The sequence below is a fragment of the Pseudothioclava alba genome (genome assembly GCF_033100795.1).
Taxonomy (GTDB): Bacteria; Pseudomonadota; Alphaproteobacteria; order Rhodobacterales; family Rhodobacteraceae; genus Pseudothioclava.
The window spans coordinates 100,492-120,975 of record NZ_JAWLVI010000006.1 but is presented as its reverse complement, the minus strand read 5'-3'; the positions used below and the strand labels follow the sequence as shown (position 1 = coordinate 120,975).

Sequence of the window (20,484 nt, the reverse complement as noted above, 5' to 3'; positions counted from 1 at the left end):
CTTTCTCCCGATTCTCTCCAAAACAACTCACAATTGCTAATGGCCGCCGCCAGAAAACCTGGCTCCAGAGGGGTCAAATTTGCACGCCGAAATGGGGTCTGATTTGGATGCCGATTGACAGCATTCACCCTGCAGGAAGCGCCAGACGCCTCGACCGCAGGCATTGCCCGGCCCGGTTCACGAATTCACGGTTTCAATGAGCGGCAGGAATTCGCTGCGCCGGAATGCTGGCACGGCAAGGCCACATCTGTCCCGCGTGGCGATGGGACAATTGTGCACCTGCCTCTCGAGCCGGTTTCAAGTCTAGCCGCCCGTCAATCTGGCTGGGTCGACCCTCAGAAACACTTCATCAAACCCATGGAAAAGTAAGCAATATCAGAAGGAATCCGCTCCTTCTCGCAGATAGGTCACATCAAAAGCCTTCACTTGCCGGAAGCGCTGATGCCTGTTGGCCGGGCTGAACCCATTGTTCAGGTCTGCCCGCTGGAACACGTCGAGTCCCCGGTCGAGCGGGATCTTCCAGCCAGTGTCTGTCACGAGGTGCCGGGCGTGGATCCAGGATGCGACAGCGTTCGAAGGGGGGCTCGTCGGTCAGGCCCCATCGAAGACCTTTGGAGCGCCATCGGCCGCATCGCCCAAACCTTCACCCCGCAGGAATGCGAAAAATACTTCGCCGCTGCATGGTATGATCCAGACTGATCGGATTCCGCTCTAGCACCGCTGTCCCGAGCGGCATTCACCTCGGACCTAGCGGTTTTCCATCAGCATCCGCACCGCGCCCAACCTGTGCGTGGTCTCGCATTGCCTTGCACAGGCGTCGCACGGGCAGCTACATGGCTGAAATCGCCCACCAGCCGAATGTCCCATGGATAGTGCCGCTGACGGAATGGATAGTGCCGCTGACGGAGTCGATTGCAGCGAATGCCGGTGACTCGAGCCTGCCCAGACTTTGCGCCCGCAACGCGGCGATCCGACCTACGGGTGTTCGGTCACCGCTGCCGAAGGATCTGACCCTCAGAGTTTCTGTAGGCACCACCGCCAATGTCCTCGAACACATGGCAGGTCTCTTCCCGTCGCGGCCCTTCTGCAAGGGTCATGCAAAGGCTGTCGCCGGAAAGGATCCAATGACCGCTCGCCTCGAACAACGGCGTCTTCACCGCGACCGTCCCGTCGCTGTCATAGCGCAGATGCACTGTCATACCCTTGCGTCGCGTCACGAGATCCTTGCCGATGATTTGCGCGGTGAGCTGCGCGCCGGTCATCGGCTCCGCCGACGCAGGCGGCGCCGCGACGGCGCAGAACATCGAGACAAGAAGCGCGTTCAGTAGAAGTCCGCGGCCCTGGTGGTACATGGGATTGACCCCTTTCGGTTCGTCGTGGATCGGTTGATTTCTTCGAAGTATTCACTTGCTCTCTTTGTTGATGAGGCCACTCCCCTGGTTGCACTCTTGGGCAATGACTTGTGCAGTTGGTCAGTGATGGTTGACATTTCTCTACCGTCATGAAAATAAGTAATCAATCACTTTGATTCAATATGAAGGCACCAATGTCTCCACGAGCGAAATATCTGCCTTCCGACGAGCGCCGGGCCGAGGCCGTCGAGGCGGTGATCGAGCTTGCGGCAAGCGCCAACCCCGAGGACATAACCACCTCGGCCATCGCCGCGCGGATGAAGCTGACGCAGGGCGCGCTGTTCCGGCACTTCCCCACCAAGGATGCGATCTGGCAGGGCGTCATGGAGTGGGTCTCCGAGCGTCTGCTCGCGCGCATCGACCGTCTGGCGGGGGCGGAGTCAGATCCGCTGGCGGCGCTGAAGGCGATGTTCCTTGGTCATGTAGAATTCATTGCCGAGCATCCGGGCGTGCCGCGCATGATGGTGGGGCAGTTGCAAAACTCTGGGGAGACGCCGGCGAAGCGGATGGCGCGGACGCTCGTGGAGAATTACGCGAACCGGCTGCGGCGGATTCTTTCGGCCGCCCGCGCCGAAGGCGTGCTGCACCCCGATCTCGATATCGATGCCGCCGCCACGCTATTTCTAGGAATGATCCAAGGGCTCGTCATGCAGCACCTCATCCATGGCGACAGCGAGCGGATGCGCGCGGATGCGTCCCGGGTATGGTCAATCTATCGCGCGGGACTCCTTTCAGCGGTAACCCCGAAGGAGGACTTGGAATGAAGCTGACCGTTCTCGGAGCGGCGCGTGAAGTAACCGGATCGAGCTATCTTGTCGAGACGGACACAGTCCGGTTCCTGGTCGATTGCGGAATGGTCCAGGGCGCGGCTCGCGACGCGGCCACCCGCAACCGTCAGCCCTTTGCCTTCAACCCGCGTTCGCTGGATTTCGCGCTGCTGACGCATGCGCATATCGACCACAGCGGAATGCTGCCGAAGCTGACGAAGGATGGTTTCGGCGGCCCGATCCTGACGACGCCCGCGACGGCCGACCTGCTTGACGTGATGCTACGCGACAGCGCCCATATCCAGGAAATGGACGCCGCGCGGGCGGCTCGGGGTGGGCGTGGCACGCGGCGGGCCACGCCCGGCCCCACGGTGCCGATCTACACGATGACGGATGCCGAGGCTTGCTTGCGGCAGTTGAAGACCCACCCCTATGACGCTTGCATCGCACCGCATCCCGATGTCGTCTGCATCTTCCGCGACGCGGGTCACATCCTCGGTTCAGCGATCATCGAAGTCTGGGTCGCAGAGGCAGGCGAAACCGTGAAATTGGTCTTCTCCGGCGACCTGGGTCAGCCCGGACGTGCCATCCTGCATGATCCCACGCCCATCGCGGACGCGGATATTCTTGTGATGGAATCCACCTATGGGGACCGGGCCCACCGCGACCAGGCAGCAACGCTCGAGGAGATGGTCAAGGTCATCTCCGAAAACCGCGCGCGCGGGGGCAACGTGATCATGCCGGCCTTTGCGGTCGGACGGACCCAGGAGATCCTTTATCACCTGCATTGCGTCACCCGACAGGGCAGACTGCGCGACCTTTCGATCTATGTCGACTCGCCCATGGCCGACCGTGCCACGCAGATCACGAAGAGCCATCTGGCTCTTTTCGACGAAGAGGCACGAAGCCTCGTCGGTTGGCATGAAGCCGCGCCGGACCGGCCCCGGCTGCGGTTCACGGCCAGCACGGAGGAGTCGAAGGCGCTCAACCAGATCGAGAGCGGCGCCATCATCATATCGGCCAGTGGCATGTGCGACGCCGGGCGTATCCGGCACCACCTGCGTCACAATCTGCCGCGACCGGAATCCGCCATCCTGATCACCGGTTTTCAGGCACAGGGCACGCTGGGGCGCCGGCTCGTGGACGGTGCGCGACGGGTGCGGATTTTCGGAGACGACATTCCCGTCCGGGCCTCGGTGCACACCCTGAACGGTTTCTCGGCCCATGCCGATCAGCCCGCCCTCCTGGATTGGGTCGGCCACTTTCGCCGCGCACCGTCGCGGGTCATCATCACCCACGGAGAAGCGCAGGTCGCCGAGACTTTTGCCGGCCGTCTGCGTGATGACTTCGGCTGGCCCGCCGTCGTCCCGGAACGCAACGCCACGCTTGAATGGCCGCCGCTCAGATGGCCGCCTCTCAGACGCGCGGCGGTCCAGCCATGAATTCCGCAGACAACCGCGAAGGTCTGCGAGGGGCGATCCTTGCCAGCCCCTCCTATCGCCTTGCCCACGAGGATGCCGACCTTCTGGCCGACGCCGATCTCCGGCCGCTGCGCCTGCAACTGGAGCTGGTGAAGCCCGAGCGCGCCCTGCGCCAGCACGCGATCCGCTCGACCGTCGTCGTCTTCGGCAGCGCCCGGATGGGGCCGGCCGGACATGAGGCCGACCCGGAACGCGCGCAGCGGCATGCGCGCTATCTCGACGAGGCGCGGCGCTTTGCCGGCATGGTTTCACGCCGTTTCCAGGAGGAGGGGCGGCGCGATTTCGTCGTCGTGACCGGGGGTGGGCCCGGGATCATGGAAGCGGCGAACCGCGGCGCCTGGGAGGTGGGGGCCCGGTCGATGGGGCTCAACATCACCCTGCCGCACGAGCAGGCGCCAAACCCCTTCATCACGCCGGACCTCGCCTTCCGTTTCCGTTACTTCGCCATCCGCAAGATGCATTTCGCCTTGCGAGCACGCGCCATGGTCGCCTTTCCGGGTGGCTACGGCACGCTGGACGAGGTGTTTGAAATGCTGGCGCTGGTCCAGACCGGCAAGATGGAAGCGATCCCGATCGTCCTCTTCGGGTCGGCCTTCTGGAGCCGGGCGGTGGATTTCGGCTTCCTAGTGGCGGAGGGGATGATCGATCCCGCTGACGTTGACCTCTTCACCGTCGTCGACACCGCCGAAGAAGCCATCGCGGTGCTCGAGAACTTCTATGGCGGGAAGCCACCGCCATGACCTTCGCTCGGCCCTGAACACCTGTGCCTGCATTCAGCCGGAGAAACCTACGATGTCGCGCCGTATCATCATTATCGTCGTCCTTCTCGCCGCACTCCTGGGGTTTGGCGCATGGACGGTGCTCTTCCGGCCGTCCGACCTACCGCCGGAGGGGTTTTCCCGCGGCAACGGCAGGATCGAGGCGGACTTGATCGACATATCGCCGAAGCTCGCAGGCCGCGTGGCTGAAGTCCGGGTGCGGGAGGGGGACCTCGTCAAGGCAGGCGACGTGCTGGCCATCATGGATACGGCTGAACTCCGTGCCCAGCTCACCCGTGCCGATGCCGGCGTGGCAAGTGCAGAAGCCGCAGTTGGCGTGGCTGCGGCGCAGGTGCAGGAAGCGCAGGCGCGGCTCGCATTGGCGCAAAGCGAACAAGCACGGGCGGAAATGCTCAGCCAGCGGGATGTCATCTCGCGCGAGAATCTCGACGTGAAGCGAACCGAAACACAACTGGCAGAGGCCAACCTAGCCGCGGCCGAGGCGACACGCCTGTCCAAGGAGCGCTCTGTCGAGGCAGAACTGGCGGCCCGGTCCGAGATCGCAGAACGCATTGCCGACGCGACGCTCCATGCCTCCGGACCCGCGCGCGTCCTCTATCGCCTCGCCCGGCCCGGCGAGATCGTCGCCGGTGGCGGCAAGATACTGACACTGATCGACCTCGGCGAGGTCTACATGGAGTTCTTCCTGCCTGCGACCGACGCCCCGCGCGTCGTCATCGGCGACGAAGCGCGTATCGTGGCGGACATCATGCCCGACCAGTCCGTCCCCGCGACGGTGATCTTCGTCTCGCCGCAGGCGCAGTTCACGCCCAAGCAGGTCGAGACGCTGAGCGAGCGCGAAAGCCTGATGTTCCGTGTCCGGGTGAGGATCCCGTCCGAATTCGTGCTCGCGCGGGTGGATCAGGTCAAGACTGGTGTGCGCGGCGTGGCCTGGGTGCGCCTTGCGGCCCCGGATGGCACCCTGTCCGCCTGGCCGGCCGGGCTGACCCCGCCGCTTCTTGGCCTGCCGGCCAAGGCCACGCCATGAGCGCCACACCTGGCCCAGTGGCGCGGCTTGAAGGTGTCACGCACCGATATGGCAAGGTGGTGGCACTCTCTGACTTAACGCTTGATCTTCCGGCCGGACGGATGGTCGGGCTGATCGGTCCGGACGGGGTGGGCAAATCAACGCTGATGGGCCTGATTGCCGGAGCCAAGCGACTTCAGCAGGGCGAAGTAATGTGTCTTGGCGGCAGCATGGCCAAGGCACGCCACCGCACAGCCATGGGCGGGCGCATCGCCTTCATGCCGCAGGGGTTGGGGCGCAACCTCTACCACGACCTTTCGGTACGCGAGAATATGGAGTTCTTCGGCAAGCTCTTCGCACTGGGCCGGGTCGACCGGCGCACACGCATCGAAAGACTCACACGGGCTACCGGGCTCTACCCATTCCTCGACCGGCCAGCGGGCAAGCTTTCGGGCGGGATGAAACAGAAGCTGGGGCTGTGTTCGTCGCTGATCCATGACCCCGATTTCCTGCTGCTCGATGAACCCACGACCGGGGTGGACCCCCTTTCGCGCCGACAGTTCTGGGATCTGATCGCGGCGATACGTGCCGACCGTCCGGAGATGAGCGTACTCGTCTCGACCGCCTACATGGAAGAAGCCGCGCTCTTCGATCATCTGGTGGCGATGGACGGCGGTCGCGTGCTGGCCGAAGGCCCGCCGGCCGAACTGATGGCAAGGACGGGCACAGGCACGGTCGGCGATGCCTATGTCGCGCTCATGCGGCAATCCAACACGGATAAGGATATGCCGCAGCCCGCCGCACCTCCCCCTGCGGATCTTCCCGAACACGGCGAGATTGCCATCCGCGCGCGCGGGCTTACCCGCCGGTTCGGCGATTTCACCGCCGTCGATTCCGTCAGTTTCGACATCCCGCAGGGCGAGATCTTCGGCTTTCTAGGATCCAACGGCTGCGGCAAGACGACGACGATGAAGATGCTGACCGGCCTTCTGCCCCCCACCGAGGGCGAGGCCTGGATCTTCGGCCGGTCCGTTGCCAATCAGGGCCTGGAAGCGCGGGCCCGCGTGGGCTTCATGTCTCAATCCTTCTCGCTTTACGGCGAACTCACGGTCCACGAGAACCTCGTCCTTCACGCGCGGCTCTACCATCTGGGGGCGAAGCTCACCGGAGAACGCCTGGCCGACCTTGTGCCCCGCTTTGGTCTGACCGAGCACATGGGCCAGAAGGCGGGCGACCTGCCGCTGGGGCTGAGGCAACGGCTGTCGCTGGCGGTGGCGGTGATCCATTCGCCCGAGATCCTGATCCTGGACGAGCCGACTTCGGGCGTCGATCCACAGGCGCGCGATGAGTTCTGGCACCTTCTCCTGGACCTGTCGCGCAACGACAAGGTGACGATCTTCATCTCGACCCATTTCATGGACGAGGCGATGCGTTGCGACCGCATCTCGCTCATGCATGCAGGACGGGTTCTGGTGTCGGACCGGCCCGCGAAGATCGTCGACGACAGCGACGCCACCTCGCTGGAAGAGGCCTTCATCGCCTATATGGCCGCCGAACTGCCGCCCGAACCCGAGGCCCCGCCGGCACTGACAGCCAAGGCGGCAACCTCCCCTGATGCGGCGGGTTTCAGCCTTGGCCGGCTTCTGGCCTTCACCTCGCGCGAGGCGATGCAGGTGCGCCGCGATCCGGTTCGACTGGCCTTCGCCTTTCTCGGCAGCGCCCTGCTTCTCCTCATCATGTCCTTCGGCATTTCCCAGGAGGTGCGCGATATTCCCTTTGCCGTCCTCGACCATGACGACACTCCCGCAAGCCGGGCCTATGTCTCGGCCTATCGCGATTCCCCCTGGTTCAAGCTGAAATCGCCGATCCTGGACGTGCAGGCGCTGGACGACCGGATGACCAGTGGCGAACTGGCGCTGGCGCTGGAGATCCCGCCCCGGTTCGGCGCCGATCTGCGGGGCGGCCATGGCAATACCGTTGCCGCCACGATCGACGGCGCGGATACGGCGCGCGCCGGCACGATCGAGAGCTATGTTTCGGGCGCGCATGGGTCGGCACTGGCCGGAATCGCGCCAGGGCGGGCCGAGGCGCAGATGCCGCCCCCTGTCACGCTGGAGCCGCGCTTTCGCTACAACCCTGACATGGCCAGCCTGCCGTCGATCGGGCCGTCGATCCCGCCGCTGTTGTTGCTGTTGTTCCCGGCCATCCTGATGGCGGTCAGCGTGGCGCGGGAAAAGGAGATCGGGACGATTACCAATTTCTACGTCACGCCGACCGGCCGGGCAGAGTTCCTGATCGGCAAGCAGCTTGTCTACATCGGCATCGGGCTTTTGAACTTCGCCATCCTGACGGCGCTCGTGGTGCTGGTGCTGGGTGTGCCGCTGCACGGCAATCCGCTGGTCCTGGTGCTGGCGACAGTTGTCTATGTCGTTGCGGCGACGGGGTTCGGGCTGATGGTGTCAATGATGACGTCGACCCAGGTCACCGCGGTCTTCGCCAGCACCGTGCTCTCGGTAATGCCCACCCTGCAGTTTTCGGGGATGCTCACGCCGGTTTCATCCCTCGACGGACCGGCCCGCGCCCTGGGCAGCCTGTGGCCCACAACATGGTACATGATGGCGAGCGTGGGCAGCTACACCAAGGGTCTTGGCCTTGCCGACCTCAGCGGCGCGCTGATGCGGCTTGCGGTGTTCGGGCCGGTTTTCACCGGGATCGCGATCGCCATCCTGAAAAAGCAGGAGAGGTAGCATGCGCCCCCTGATCAATACCTTCTGGCTGACCGGGAAAGAGCTGAAAAGCGTCCTTGGCGATCCGGTCATGGTGATCCTGATCGTCTGGTCTTTCGTCGTGGCCGTCATGCTCGAGGCGCGGGGAGCCGGCGACACGGTGCGCAATGCGTCGATCGCCATTGTCGACGAGGACCGTTCCGGCCTGTCGCGCCAGATTTCGGACGCGTTGATGCCGCCCTGGTTCCAGCCGCCGGTCGAGATGACCGCCGATCAGGCGGCGGCCGCAATGGACCGTGGCGAGATCATGTTCGTGCTTTCGTTTCCGCCCCGTTTCGCCGCCGATGCCATCGCCGGCCGTGCTCCGGAAGCGCAGCTTCTGGCCGACGCCACGGCGGTGTCGCAGGCGCAGCTCGGCACCGACTATCTGCGCAATATCGTCCAGCAAGAGGCGCAGGTGTTCCTGGCCGCCAGCCCTGAAGCCGCGCCGCCCGATCTGGAGCTGGAGCTGCGGCGTGCCTTCAACCCCAATGGCAACCCGGTCTGGTTCAAAGCGATGTCCTCGCTCCTCAATCAGCTGTCGGTCCTCACCATCGCGCTGACCGGGGCCGCCATGTTGCGCGAACGCGAACACGGGACGATCGAGCATCTGATGGTGATGCCGCTCAGTCCGGCCGAAGTGGCGTTTTCCAAGGTGCTGGCGACGATGGTCGTTGTGCTGGCGGCCTTCACCGGCTCGCTGCTGGTGGTGGTTCGGGGAGTCCTCGACGTGCCCGTCGCGGGATCGATGCCGCTCCTTGTCGGGGGGGCCGCCGTGTATCTCTGGGCGGCCTCGGCAATCGGGATGCTCCTCGGCACGCTCGCCCGCAGCATGGCTCAGTTCGCGCTGCTGGTGATCATGGTGATCATTCCGGTCATCATGCTTTCGGGCGGCATGGGTGCGGTGGAAAGCCAGCCTGACCTCGTGCAGAAGCTGACGCTGGCGCTCCCCTCTCGCCACTTCCTTGCCTTTGCCAAGGCGGTGGCGTTTCGCGGCGCCGGGCTGGCTGCCGTCTGGTCGCAACTGGCACTGATGGCGGGGCTGGGGGCGGCGTTCTTCGGAGCAAGCCTCGCGCTCTTCCGTCGCTCCATGAGCGTGACGGGATGATCCCGGGATCGAAATCGCCGGCGGTTGCCCGGCCGAAAAGGCGGGAAACCGGACACCGCCCGACGGCTGCATCGTTTCACTCATTGCGGAGGAAAATCGGATGAATCAGCAAGACAGGACACCCGCCCCCTCCGCGCCGTGCATCGCTCCGTCCGAGCCGATCGCCGAAGACGCACCCTTCCGCATAGTCGACCGGATCTGGTCCGCGCGGCGAGGACGATTCACAGGCGGCATGTCGCCGGCTGCATTGGCGCTGTCGTTCATCGACTGGTCGATTCACTTGGCGAACGCTCCTGGAAAGCAGATGGAACTGGCCGTGAAAGCCGGTGAGGCGGCCAGCCGGTTTGCCACCTTTGCCCTTGCCGCGGCCGTGAACCGCGACTCCGGATCCCCGGTCGAGGCCGCGCCGGGCGACAATCGCTTCGATGCCGAGGAGTGGGGAAAGCCGCCGTTCAATCTGTGGGCGCAAGGATTCCTGCTTGGCCAGCAGTGGTGGCGCGAGGTTACGACATCTGTTCCCGGCGTCACACCGCATCATGAAGACATGGTATCGTTCACCGTCCGCCAGATCCTCGACACCGTCTCGCCTTCGAACAACCCCATGACCAACCCCGAGGTCATCGGGAGAACCGCCACGACCGCTGGCATGAACTTTGTCCAAGGGTTTAACAACTGGCTCGAGGATGTGACGCGCCTCGCAGATGGCCGATTGCCCGTGGGGGCCGAAGAGTTCGTCGTCGGCCACGATGTGGCTGTCACCCCGGGCAAGGTGGTTTTTCGCAACGATCTGATCGAAGTGATCCAGTATGCTCCCACCACCGAAACAGTGCGGGCCGAGCCGGTGCTGATCGTCCCGGCCTGGATCATGAAGTACTATATTCTTGATCTTTCACCGCATGACTCGCTGATCCGCTATCTGGTTGGCAGGGGACACACGGTCTTCTGCATCTCGTGGCGCAATCCAACCGCTGAAGACCGCAACCTCGGGATCGACGATTATCGCCGGCTGGGGATCATGGCCGCCGTTGACGCGGTCTCTGCCATCCGCCCCGGACACAGGATCCATGCCACCGGCTACTGCCTTGGCGGGACGCTGTTGTCGATCGCCGCCGCGTCGATGGGCTGCCGGGGTGATGACCGGCTGGCCTCGGTCACGCTCCTGGCCGCGCAGACCGATTTCTCCGAACCGGGCGAGCTTGCCCTTTTCATCGACCACAGCCAGATGCATTACCTCGAAAGCATGATGTGGACCCGAGGCTATCTTTCGGCCGATCAGATGGCGGGAGCGTTCCAGCTTCTGCGCACGAACGATCTCGTCTGGTCACGCCGCATCCGTGAATATCTGATGGGCGAGCGCACGCCGATGATCGACCTGATGGCATGGAACGCCGACGCAACCCGCATGCCCTATCGCATGCACGCCGAATACCTGCAAAAGCTCTATCTCGATAACGAGCTCGCCGCCGGGCGCTTCATGGTCGAGGGGCGTCCGGCTGCACTCCAGAATATCCGTGTGCCCCTCTTCGTGGTCGGCGCCGAGCGCGATCATGTGGCGCCCTGGAAGTCGGTTTACAAGGTTCATTACCTGACCAGTTCGGAAGTGACCTTCGCCCTTGCGAGCGGCGGTCACAATGCCGGAATCATCAGCGAACCGGGCCGGGCCAACCGGCGCTACCGGGTTGCCGTCAAGCTTGCCGGTACTCCGTGCCGGACGCCCGAGCAATGGGCCGAACAGGCCACTCCTCGGGAAGGATCTTGGTGGGAGGCATGGGCCGAATGGCTCGCCACCCACTCGTCCGTTGATCCCCTGTCCGCGCCTTTGGTTCCGGGTGCGCCCGAACAGGGCTATCCGGCGCTCGCCGACGCGCCGGGAACCTATGTCCATCAACGATGAGGCCGGCCCTGGCCCGTCTTCCGACAAGATGAGGATTTCATGCCTGAACGCCCCCACATTTTGACCATCGCAGCCGCCGTGGCTGTCATCTTCGGAGCAATCACCATCATCTCGGGCGCGCGCGCCCTGATCTCCCCGGGGCCCGGCGTGGTGTCATTCGTAGTCTGGTTCAACTACGTCGCCGGATTTGCCTATATTGCCGCCGGTTATGGTCTCTGGCGCGGGGCGACATGGGCGCAATGGCTTGCAGGTGCCATAGCCCTGGCGACGGCGATCATCTTTGTGGGATTTCTCTGGCACATCGCTCAGGGCGGAGCGTGGATGGGCCGTACCTTCGGCGCAATGGGATTTCGCACCGCGGTTTGGGCAGTGATCGCCACAATCGCATTCAGACGCCGGTGACACAGCCCGACGACTGGAAGGGTCGGGGAGTGCCGGGTTCGCCTTGTAGTGTGTGCGTTTTTGGTTATATCGAATACAAGGATCATCGGAGGATTGCCGCCGTGGCCCGCACGACCACGATGGCCGTCCGGCTGAGCGGCCCGCTCAGCAATTTCATCGCCGCGAATGTGTGCGGCGACGTCCCCTGCGAGAATGTCAGCGGCATACATCCGTGAACCGCCCCGGCTTTACCGGAGGGTGGTTTGTTCATATTTCAGGCGACCATATCGAGTGAGTTCAGGTTTGCATAGAACGCCTCCTCTGCTTCTACGGGAGGGATGTAACCGATGGGGCCTAGAAGGCGGCGATTGTTATACCAATCGACCCATTTCAAGGTTTCCCATTCAACCTCACGCATCGATTTCCAGGGGCCGATTTGGTTGATGACCTCGGTTTTGAACAAACCGATCACGCATTCGGCAAGGGCATTATCATAGGCATCGCCGACAGTGCCGACTGAAAGATCGATCTCTGCCTCGGCCAGGCGCTCAGTATACTTGATGGACAAGTATTGGGAGCCACGGTCCGAATGATGAACCAAGCTCTTGTTATCTGGCGTCTTTCTTTGCCAGATCTGTCAATCGGCATCCAAATCAGACCCCATTTCGGCGTGCAAATTTGACCCCTCTGGAGCCAGGTTTTCTGGCGGCGGCCATTAGCAATTGTGAGTTGTTTTGGAGAGAATCGGGAGAAAGTGCGCCGGCTGTGCAGACCCCATTTATCGGAACAGTCGGCGCACTTTCGTCTTGCTAGTCACGGTTTTTAAAGCGCCAGCTTTCGTTCCCGGTTTCGATAATATCGCAGTGGTGTGTGAGGCGATCGAGCAGCGCCGTCGTCATTTTTGCATCGCCAAAAACGCTTGGCCATTCAGCGAAGGTCAGGTTTGTGGTGATGATGATCGACGTGTGTTCATAGAGCTTGGCGGCGAGATGAAAGAGCAACTGGCCTCCCTCTTTGGCGAACGGCAAGTACCCCAGTTCGTCGAGGATCACGAGATCGACGCGGAGTAAGCTGTCCGCCAAACGTCCCACGCGGCCTTCTCTCTTTTCGGCCTCAAGTTTGTTGACGAGATCAACGGTGCTGTAGAAGCGCACACGCCTTTGATTACGGACGGCATTGGCGCCAATCGCAATCGCCAAATGGGTTTTCCCCGAGCCACTTCCGCCGACTAGAACGGCATTGCGTGCCAGATCCAGAAAGCTGCCGCTATGCAGTTCTCTCATAAGAGGTTCATTCACAGGACTGTCGTCAAACCGGAAATCGCCGAGTGATTTCAGCATTGGGAAACGCGCCACGCCCATCTGATACTGGATCGACCGAGCTCGTTTGTCGGCGAGTTCCGCGTTGAGCAAGTCACCGACGATTTCTGCTGGCGTCTTCTTCAGGCGCAGACCACTTTGCATGATTTCGTCATAAGCTGCACGCATCCCTGCGAGTTGCAGCTCTTGCAGAGCGGCCATGATGTCATTCCGCTGCATGACACAGCCCCCGCAAGACATCGTAACGAGCGCAGTCCGCTATGGGCTCTTCTGTCAGGGTTAGATGTTGTGGCAAGTTACTGATCGTGCCGACATCGGGCTCAACAGCTTGCCGCCGCGACACGATGTTCAAAATAGCATCAGCACTTCGTAAACCCGACGCGAGTGCTTCTTGGCATGCCTCCTCGACGGCCGGCAGGCCGTGAGCCCAGGCTGCCAGCAGGATATCGACCATTTGCCGATCACCATCATCGACGGCCTTCAGGCGCACCCGCACTTTCTGCATCGATGATGGAAGCTCCATGTCCCTGAAAGGGGCGCCGTTACGCAGCGCGCCGGGCTTTCGCTCAAGCAGGGGAACGTAGTGCCAAGGATTATACGTCGTTTTGTCTCGCCCGAACGTGCGGGGATGCTCGCCAATGATCTTGTCATCCAAACGCATCACGACCCGATCCGCATAGACCTTCAGCTCAATGGTCTTACGAGCGGCCGTTGCACAAACGCTGTATCGGTTCCGATCGAAAGTAACGAGGCAAGTCTTCGATACCGTCACGGTTTCCTCTCTGAAACCGTCGAAAGAAACCGGAGCGTTGATCAGGTGCGCGCGCTCGTCCTCAAACACGTCCCATATGCTGCGATCCGTATACTCTGGATGGCGGGCCGTGCGGGCATGGTTCAGTGATTGTTCTGCCAGAAGATCGTTCAACTCTTCAAAAGATCCAACCCGAAGGCGCGGTATGAAATGCCGCTGGCGGCCATTTTTAACATCGTTCTCAACCTGACCTTTTTCCCAACCCGCCGCCGGCGAGCAGGCCGTTGGCTCAATCAAGAAATGCGAGCACATCTGCAAAAATCTCTTGTTGAACACACGAGCCTTGCCGATCAGGATCGCGTCAACTGCCGTCGTCATATTGTCGTAGATGCCTCGAGAACAGGTTCCGCCGAAAAAGGCGAAGGCGCGATTGTGCGCGTCAAAAACCATTTCCTGCGTCTCTCGGGGATAGGCCACGACGAAAGACAGGCGGCTATGGCAAAGGCGAAAATGCGCCACTTTGACCTCTACTGAGACACCACCCATGATTACGGTCTCGTGGCTCCAGTCGAACTGATAGGCTTCCCCAGGAGCAAACCACAGCGGAACGAAGGCATGCTCAAGGCCTCGACCTTGCGATTGCTTCCAACGATTGGCATAGCGCCGCACGCTGTCATACCCGCCTTCATAACCTTCGCGCTGTAAAACATCACATATCCGGGTCAGCCGCCAACGATCCTTGCGCTTACGCGCTTCATTTTCCTTCAAAAGTTCAATCAAACGAGCTTCGAAATCGCCAAGCTTTGGTAGCGGTTGTTTTTGACGAGGCTTATAGGTCCGGGCCGTTTCTTCTGAACGTAATATCCCCCGAACCGTATTCCGATTGAGGCCGCGCGTCCGGCAAATCTCCTTGATGCTCTTGCCGTGTACGTGCTTGTCGCAACGCACTTTCAGTATCGTTTCCACTGTGATCATCCCCTGATCTCTCCGCCTGTCGTCCGAACAGGCGAAACAATCCACGCAAATTCAGGGAGGGGTCAATTTTGGACGCCGATCACCCCCTGCAGGGGGTCAAAATTGCACGCCGCTATACAGTCTGATCGGTCGAACCAAGGGCGGCATGAACACCAAGTTGCACGCCGTCACCGACGCCGATGGTCGCCCGATCCAGTTCTTCATGACGGCAGGCCAAGTCAGTGATTACACCGGCGCGGCGGCGCTGCTGAGCAGCTTGCCAAAGGCAGATTGGCTGCCCGCTGACCGGGGATATGACGCCGACTGGTTCAGAGAATCATTGAAAGACAAGGGGATAAAGCCCTGCATCCCCGGAAGGAAGTCTCGCGGCAAGCCCATCAAGCACGACAAGCGTCGCTACAAACGCCGCAACCGGATCGAGATCATGTTCGGACGTCTGAAGGACTGGCGCAGGGTCGCGACCCGCTACGACCGATGCCCGAAGGTCTTCCTCTCTGCCGTCGCTCTCGCAGCAACCGTCATGTTCTGGCTATGAAACCAGAACGAGTCCTGACCCTAAAAGTCTTGGCCTGCTCAATATCAAGCTGAATAGACAGCCAGACGGTGTGGCCACGCATCATACGCCAGCATAGGAATTGCCATTTGCCGTGGCCGATGCCGTGCCAACTTCTTTCAGAGAAAGGTCTTTGAAAGCCCGCATTGTCGCCGTCGGCTCGAACCTGCCCGCACGGATCAGAACCACGCGGCTCGGGGGCATGTTGCCGGCAAGCGGGCGGGTGACGACGCTGCGGTTGTCATAGGTCTGGCCATACGGCAGGTCTGTGGCCAAAATCCCTACCCCCTGCCCGTTTGCCACCAGTGCGCGCAGCATTTCAATCGAACCGGTTTCATAGGCGATTTCGGGCACGGCGCCTGCGATTTGAAACAAGGAGAGCATGTAGCTCCGGCTATGCGGCAGATTGACCAAGATCAACGGATCGCGGGCCAGATCCCGCAAGTCGACCGTCTCGTGCTGTGCCAACGGATGATCCACCGGCAGCACAGCCCGGGGCTGCACTTCGGCCAACAGGGTGGCATCAAGCCCCGTGGGCAACCCCACATCATAAAGCAGCGCCAGATCAAGCGTTCCCGCCAAGATCGACTGGCAAAGTTCTGCGATGTCACCTTCGGTCAAGTGAACTCTGGCCCCGGGATGGGCGGCGGTAAACTGACGGATCAGCATCGGGGCATAGCGCGGCCCGAGCGTCGAGTAGACCCCCAGACGCAATTCTTGCACGCTGTCCGACAGTTCGCCAAAAACCCGCCCCGCCTCGGCCCGAAGCCGGCGAAGGCCCGCCAGTCGGTCATGGCCAAAGGGGGTGGGCGACATGCCAAGCCCCGGCAGGCGACGGAACAGGGGTGCCCCGAAATGCGCCTCGATCTGCGTGATCGCGACCGAGACAGAGGGCTGTGAGACGTTAAGCGCCCGCGCCGCCGAAGCCGTTGATCCGGTTTCGGCCACGGCAAGCACATAGTCGATCTGGCGAAAACTGAAGGGAATAGGATTCATTCATCAAGTATATATGGAACTATTATTTCTGCCTATAGATTGGTTTCGCCTAATGTAGGGCAATCCACTGCGAGGCCCCCATGACCCACAACGCCAAACCGCTGTCTGACCTGCGCGTCCTTGATTTCACCCGCGTGCTTGCCGGGCCCTATGCCACAGCGCTGATGGCTGATCTGGGGGCGGATATCATCAAGGTTGAAGGCCCGGAGGGCGACGAATACCGCCATGTCGGACCGTTTCATCAAGGCGAAAGCGCCCTGTTCCAGTCGGTCAACCGCGGCAAGCGGTCCATCGTGCTGGACCTAAAACGCCCCAAAGACCGCGACACGGCCATTGCTTTGGCCGACCGTGCCGATGTGCTGATCGAGAATTTCCGCCCAGGCGTCATGGACCGACTGGGCCTTGGCGCAGAAGCACTTTGCGCCCGCAATCCGCGGCTGATCTATGCCTCGGTGTCGGGGTTTGGGCAGACCGGGCCGCTGGCCTCTCGGCCCGCCTATGACATCATCGTGCAAGCGATGAGCGGCCTGATGGAATTGACGGGCCGCCCCGACGGCGCGCCTACGATGGTGGGCGAGGCGATTGCCGATGTGGCGGCAGGACTTTTTGCCGGTTGGGGCATCATGGCCGCGCTGCATGAACGGCAGAGGACAGGTCGCGGACGGGTGATTGATGTGGCGCTGGCCGATGCGCTGGCCTCGATGATGCCCACGGCCGCCGCGCGCGTGCTGGTGGCTGACCAGACGCCGGTGCGGACGGGGAACAAGCATGCGCTTTCCGCGCCGTTCGGCGTCTATGCGGCGGGAGAGGGCCATTTTGCGGTGGCAGTTCTGAATGACAAACTGTTTGCCGGTTTCTGTGCGGCCATCGGACGGCCAGACTTGGCGAGCGATCCGCGCCTTGCCAGCGACAGCGATCGCCGGGCGAACGAGCCCATTCTGGCGCAGGCAATCGAGACATGGGCCGCGGGGCAAACCGCAGCAGGCGCTGCGGCCGCTCTGGCCGAAGCGGGCATCCCCGCCGCGCCACTGGCAACGGTGCGACAGGCCTGGACCTCGGATCATGCCATCGCCCGCGGCCTTGTGTCGTCGGTGACCCATCCGACGCTTGGCTCGCTCCACCTGCCCGAACAGCCAGTTCAGTTTGTCGGCAGCCCGCGTGGGCAGCGCCGTCCAGCCCCCGGGCTTGACGAGCATGGCGCCGAAATTCGCGCCGAGCTGGAGGGCTAAGCAATGATGTGGAACGACGACGAACAGGCCATCCTGACCGAGATCACCCGTTTCGCAACCGAGGTTTTGGCACCGAAAGCCGCAGAACTGGACGAAACGGCCCGCTTTGCGACCTGCCACCTGCCCGCCATGACTGCCTTGGGGTTGATGGGGCTGAACCTGCCAGAAGCCGAAGGGGGGCTGGGTCTCAGCGGCCCGATGCTGTACCGCGCCGTCGAGATCATCGCGGGGGCCTGCGCCTCGACCGCGTCGATGCTAACCGCGCATTTTCTGGCAACTGACAGCCTGCATCTTGGCGGCGATGCCGTGCTCAAGGCTCGCATCCTGCCGCGCGCCGCACAGGGTGCCTTGGGGGCCTTTGCGCTGACTGAACCCGGGGCGGGCTCCAACCCGGCCGACATGCGCACCACCGCGCGGCGCGAGGGGACCGGCTATCGGTTGCGCGGGTCGAAATGCTTCATCTCGAACGCAGGCGCGGCCGAGTTCATCGTGGTCTACGCCAAGACCGGCCCCGAGGCTGGCGCACGCGGGGTCTCCGCCTTTGTGATCGAACCTGCCGTGACGCCGGGCATCACGATAGCACCACCCGAGCGCACCATGGGCCTGCGCGGCGGTCATGTCTTCGGCGTAACCTTCGACTGCCTTGTGCCAGAGGAAAACCGGATCGGGCCAGAGGGCAGCGGGTTTCGCACCGCGATGAAGGTGTTGGACAATGGCCGGATTGAGGTTGCCGCCCAAGCCACGGGCATTGCCGCCGTCGCACTCGAGGCAGCGGTGGCCTATGCCAAGGATCGGCAGATCAGCGGCAAACCGATTGCCGATTTCCAGGGCCTGCAATGGATGCTTGCCGACAGCGCCAATGACCTCGCCGCCGCCCGCGCCTTGGGCTATGCCGCCGCCCGCCTGCGCGGCACCGGTGCGCGCTATGCCTCGGAAAGCGCCCACGCCAAGCTTTTCGCCTCAGAGGCTGCATGGCGCATCGCGGACCGCGCATTGCAGATCCATGGCGGCTATGGCTATTGCCGAGATTTCCCACTGGAACGCCATTTGCGGGATCTGCGGATTTTCCGGATCTACGAAGGCAGCTCCGAGATTCAACGCACCATCATTGCCCGGGAATTGTTGTCCTGACAGGGACCAGCTGACGCCTTGTCACGGAGGTGGCGGGAATTTGGAAGTGGCGCAATCTCCGGCTGACCAGACGCTACTTGCCGGTACGCGGTCCAGACAGTGGCCTGTTCTTAGAGTGGTGGCTACTCGATGCGACGCCGACCGTGGCAGGGTTCACAAGCGGTGAAGCATGTCTGACGCGCACCGCCCTGTGGGAGCGGTTATGGCCACCCTTTCATCTCGGCTGAAATACCGAAAATACGCGATGTCTCGGGACGCAGGTACCAAGAAGATGCGTAGAATTGATTTTTCGGCCGAGATGAAGGCCAGAGGTCAGATTTGCATCACTCGGCGGCAACCCCTTCGGCGTCGGGGTCCCAGCCGGAGATGGCTTTGGCTTCGAGAAATTCTTCGATCCCCCAGATGCCACCTTCCCGCGCGCGACCCGACGCCTTTACGCCGCCGAAGGGCGAGCCTGCGCTGCGGGATTTGCCGTTCATTTCCACCATGCCCGCGCGGAGCTGCCGCGCGAGACGGTTGCGGCGGGCGCCGTCTTGCGACTGGACGTAATTACTCAGGCCGTAGGGTGTGTCATTGGCGATCTGCACCGCCTCGGCCTCGGTGTCGAAGGGTATGATGGAAAGGACAGGGCCGAAGATTTCTTCTTTCTCAATCGTCATGCCGGGTTTGACGTCGGCAAAGATGGTGGGGCGGACGAAGTAGCCTTTGTTCATCCCTTCGGGTAGGCCGAGGCCGCCTGCGACGAGACGCGCACCTTCCTCGATGCCTTTCTGGATGTAGCCCTGAATCTGATCCCATTGCCGCTTGTTCACCACGGGGCCAATATGGCGGCCGGGTTCGTGGGCAGAGGCGACCCTGGTCGCTGCGGCCACCTGTTTGGCGATTTCCACCGCACGGTCATAGACGGGGCGTTCCACCAGCATGCGGGTGGGGGCATTGCAGCTTTGTCCGGAGTTGTTGAAGCAATGGCGCACGCCGCGCTCCACAGCGCGGTCATCGGCATCGGCGAAGATCAAGTTCGCGCCCTTTCCACCGAGTTCCAGCGTGACCCGCTTCAACGTTTCGGCGGCGGCTTTCGAGATGGCCTTGCCGGCGCGCGTGGAGCCGGTGAAGGAGATCATCTCGACATCGGGATGCGTCGAGAGACGCGCGCCGACGCCAAGCCCATCGCCGTTGACGAGGTTGAACACGCCTGCAGGCACGCCCGCGTCATGCACGAACTCAGCGAAGAGGAGCGAGGAAAGGGGCGATTCCTCGGACGGTTTCAGCACGCAGGTGCAGCCTGCCAGAAGCGCGGGGATCACCTTGAGCGTGACCTGGTTCATCGGCCAGTTCCAGGGCGTGATCAGGCCCACCACACCGATGGGTTCCAGCGCGATACGGTCATTGGGTGTATGCGGGCCCAAGGGGCGGACCCACTCGATATGGTCGAAGGCGGTGAGGAAGTTCTTGAGGTGCCAGGGCAGGCAGGGGGCCTGATCGCTGCGCGACATGTCGATGGGGGCGCCCATTTCAAGGCTGATGGCGCGGGCCATTTCTTCTGCGCGGGCCTCGTATTGGGCGAGGATGGCCTCGACATAGCGCTTGCGTTCGGCGGGTGGGGTGGCGGCCCATGCGGGGAAGGCGCGCTTCGCTGCGGCGACGGCGAGATCGGTATCCGCCTCGGAGTCGAGCGAGATGATGGCGCAGGCCTCCTCGGTCGAGGGGTCGATCACCTCGCAGTCGCGGGGGGCGGCGGCGGCGGTCCAGCGGCCGTCGATGTAGAAGTCGCGCTTGATGAGCATGTAATCCTCCGGGGTGTGGCGAGTGTGGCAAGGGGCAGCGGCAGCGGCAAGTGGCGCAGCGACAGTTTATGTCGTGGATGGGCGGCGGGATGGCTGCGGACGGTTGTTCCTTGTCAGTCCTGTCGGGTGGAGCGCGTTCGCGGCAGGTCACTC

Annotated in this window: 18 protein-coding genes and 1 pseudogene; 12 read left to right on the top strand and 7 right to left on the bottom strand. The window is 62.6% G+C overall.

What is annotated here, in order from left to right; all coding sequences use genetic code 11:
* The first annotated feature begins 114 nt into the window (after positions 1 to 114).
* A complete protein-coding gene (locus RYZ20_RS13635) occupies positions 115 to 369 on the top strand; it encodes a hypothetical protein (RefSeq protein WP_317674365.1) in 255 nt (84 codons plus the stop codon).
* A gap of 6 nt (positions 370 to 375) precedes the next feature.
* On the opposite strand, the gene RYZ20_RS13630 is transcribed toward RYZ20_RS13635, so the two are convergent.
* Both RYZ20_RS13630 and RYZ20_RS13620 read right to left on the bottom strand, forming a co-directional pair.
* Complete coding sequence (locus RYZ20_RS13630) at positions 376 to 555, bottom strand: MIT C-terminal domain-containing protein (protein ID WP_317674372.1); 180 nt, start codon at positions 553 to 555, stop codon at positions 376 to 378.
* A 434-nt stretch (positions 556 to 989) separates the two neighbouring features.
* Positions 990 to 1,352: a hypothetical protein gene (locus tag RYZ20_RS13620; RefSeq protein WP_317674363.1), complete on the bottom strand. Its 363-nt coding sequence runs from the start codon at positions 1,350 to 1,352 to the stop codon at positions 990 to 992.
* Between the two features lie 194 nt (positions 1,353 to 1,546).
* Here RYZ20_RS13620 and RYZ20_RS13615 point away from each other — a divergent pair, with 194 nt between their 5' ends.
* From RYZ20_RS13615 to RYZ20_RS13580, 8 genes are all read left to right on the top strand, one after another.
* Positions 1,547 to 2,176 (top strand): TetR/AcrR family transcriptional regulator, encoded by a 630-nt coding sequence (locus RYZ20_RS13615; RefSeq protein WP_317674361.1) that lies wholly within the window; start codon positions 1,547 to 1,549, stop codon positions 2,174 to 2,176.
* Positions 2,173 to 3,621 carry an MBL fold metallo-hydrolase RNA specificity domain-containing protein gene (locus tag RYZ20_RS13610; protein ID WP_317674359.1) on the top strand — a complete coding sequence of 483 codons (1,449 nt, stop codon included), beginning with the start codon at positions 2,173 to 2,175 and terminating at the stop codon, positions 3,619 to 3,621. Before RYZ20_RS13615 ends, RYZ20_RS13610 begins: the two co-directional genes overlap by 4 nt.
* Positions 3,618 to 4,400 (top strand): LOG family protein, encoded by a 783-nt coding sequence (locus RYZ20_RS13605; RefSeq protein ID WP_317674357.1) that lies wholly within the window; start codon positions 3,618 to 3,620, stop codon positions 4,398 to 4,400. Before RYZ20_RS13610 ends, RYZ20_RS13605 begins: the two co-directional genes overlap by 4 nt.
* Positions 4,401 to 4,452: 52 nt before the next feature.
* A complete protein-coding gene (locus RYZ20_RS13600; RefSeq protein WP_317674355.1) occupies positions 4,453 to 5,466 on the top strand; it encodes an HlyD family secretion protein in 1,014 nt (337 codons plus the stop codon).
* The gene (rbbA, locus tag RYZ20_RS13595) at positions 5,463 to 8,192 is read left to right on the top strand and encodes a ribosome-associated ATPase/putative transporter RbbA (protein WP_317674353.1); all 2,730 of its coding nucleotides are present in this window, start codon (positions 5,463 to 5,465) and stop codon (positions 8,190 to 8,192) included. The genes RYZ20_RS13600 and rbbA overlap by 4 nt, the downstream gene beginning before the upstream one ends.
* 1 nt (position 8,193) lies before the next feature.
* Positions 8,194 to 9,318, top strand: coding sequence for an ABC transporter permease (locus RYZ20_RS13590; protein WP_317674352.1), 1,125 nt, complete (start codon positions 8,194 to 8,196; stop codon positions 9,316 to 9,318).
* Positions 9,319 to 9,418: 100 nt separating this feature from the next.
* Complete coding sequence (locus RYZ20_RS13585; protein WP_317674350.1) at positions 9,419 to 11,212, top strand: PHA/PHB synthase family protein; 1,794 nt, start codon at positions 9,419 to 9,421, stop codon at positions 11,210 to 11,212.
* Between the two features lie 39 nt (positions 11,213 to 11,251).
* Positions 11,252 to 11,614 (top strand): hypothetical protein, encoded by a 363-nt coding sequence (locus RYZ20_RS13580; RefSeq protein WP_317674348.1) that lies wholly within the window; start codon positions 11,252 to 11,254, stop codon positions 11,612 to 11,614.
* A gap of 253 nt (positions 11,615 to 11,867) precedes the next feature.
* On the opposite strand, the pseudogene RYZ20_RS13575 reads toward RYZ20_RS13580, so the two are convergent.
* From RYZ20_RS13575 to istA, 3 genes and pseudogenes are all read right to left on the bottom strand, one after another.
* Positions 11,868 to 12,218 (bottom strand): annotated as a pseudogene (locus RYZ20_RS13575) (integrase core domain-containing protein); the annotation flags it as partial.
* 184 nt (positions 12,219 to 12,402) lie between these two features.
* Positions 12,403 to 13,131: an IS21-like element helper ATPase IstB gene (gene istB, locus RYZ20_RS13570; protein WP_317674347.1), complete on the bottom strand. Its 729-nt coding sequence runs from the start codon at positions 13,129 to 13,131 to the stop codon at positions 12,403 to 12,405.
* Positions 13,118 to 14,638: an IS21 family transposase gene (istA, locus tag RYZ20_RS13565; protein WP_317674346.1), complete on the bottom strand. Its 1,521-nt coding sequence runs from the start codon at positions 14,636 to 14,638 to the stop codon at positions 13,118 to 13,120. The genes istB and istA overlap by 14 nt, the downstream gene beginning before the upstream one ends.
* A gap of 16 nt (positions 14,639 to 14,654) precedes the next feature.
* On the opposite strand from istA, the gene RYZ20_RS13560 reads away from it, so the two are divergent.
* Complete coding sequence (locus RYZ20_RS13560; RefSeq protein WP_317674370.1) at positions 14,655 to 15,173, top strand: IS5 family transposase; 519 nt, start codon at positions 14,655 to 14,657, stop codon at positions 15,171 to 15,173.
* A gap of 81 nt (positions 15,174 to 15,254) precedes the next feature.
* On the opposite strand, the gene RYZ20_RS13555 is transcribed toward RYZ20_RS13560, so the two are convergent.
* Complete coding sequence (locus RYZ20_RS13555) at positions 15,255 to 16,187, bottom strand: LysR family transcriptional regulator (protein ID WP_317674345.1); 933 nt, start codon at positions 16,185 to 16,187, stop codon at positions 15,255 to 15,257.
* Between the two features lie 80 nt (positions 16,188 to 16,267).
* Here RYZ20_RS13555 and RYZ20_RS13550 point away from each other — a divergent pair, with 80 nt between their 5' ends.
* Positions 16,268 to 17,416 carry a CaiB/BaiF CoA transferase family protein gene (locus RYZ20_RS13550; protein WP_317674344.1) on the top strand — a complete coding sequence of 383 codons (1,149 nt, stop codon included), beginning with the start codon at positions 16,268 to 16,270 and terminating at the stop codon, positions 17,414 to 17,416.
* Positions 17,417 to 17,419: 3 nt separating this feature from the next.
* Positions 17,420 to 18,547, top strand: coding sequence for an acyl-CoA dehydrogenase family protein (locus RYZ20_RS13545; protein ID WP_317674343.1), 1,128 nt, complete (start codon positions 17,420 to 17,422; stop codon positions 18,545 to 18,547).
* Positions 18,548 to 18,870: 323 nt separating this feature from the next.
* Here the strand turns inward: RYZ20_RS13545 and RYZ20_RS13540 are convergent, their stop codons facing one another.
* Positions 18,871 to 20,331 (bottom strand): aldehyde dehydrogenase family protein, encoded by a 1,461-nt coding sequence (locus RYZ20_RS13540; protein ID WP_317674342.1) that lies wholly within the window; start codon positions 20,329 to 20,331, stop codon positions 18,871 to 18,873.
* Positions 20,332 to 20,484 lie beyond the last annotated feature (153 nt).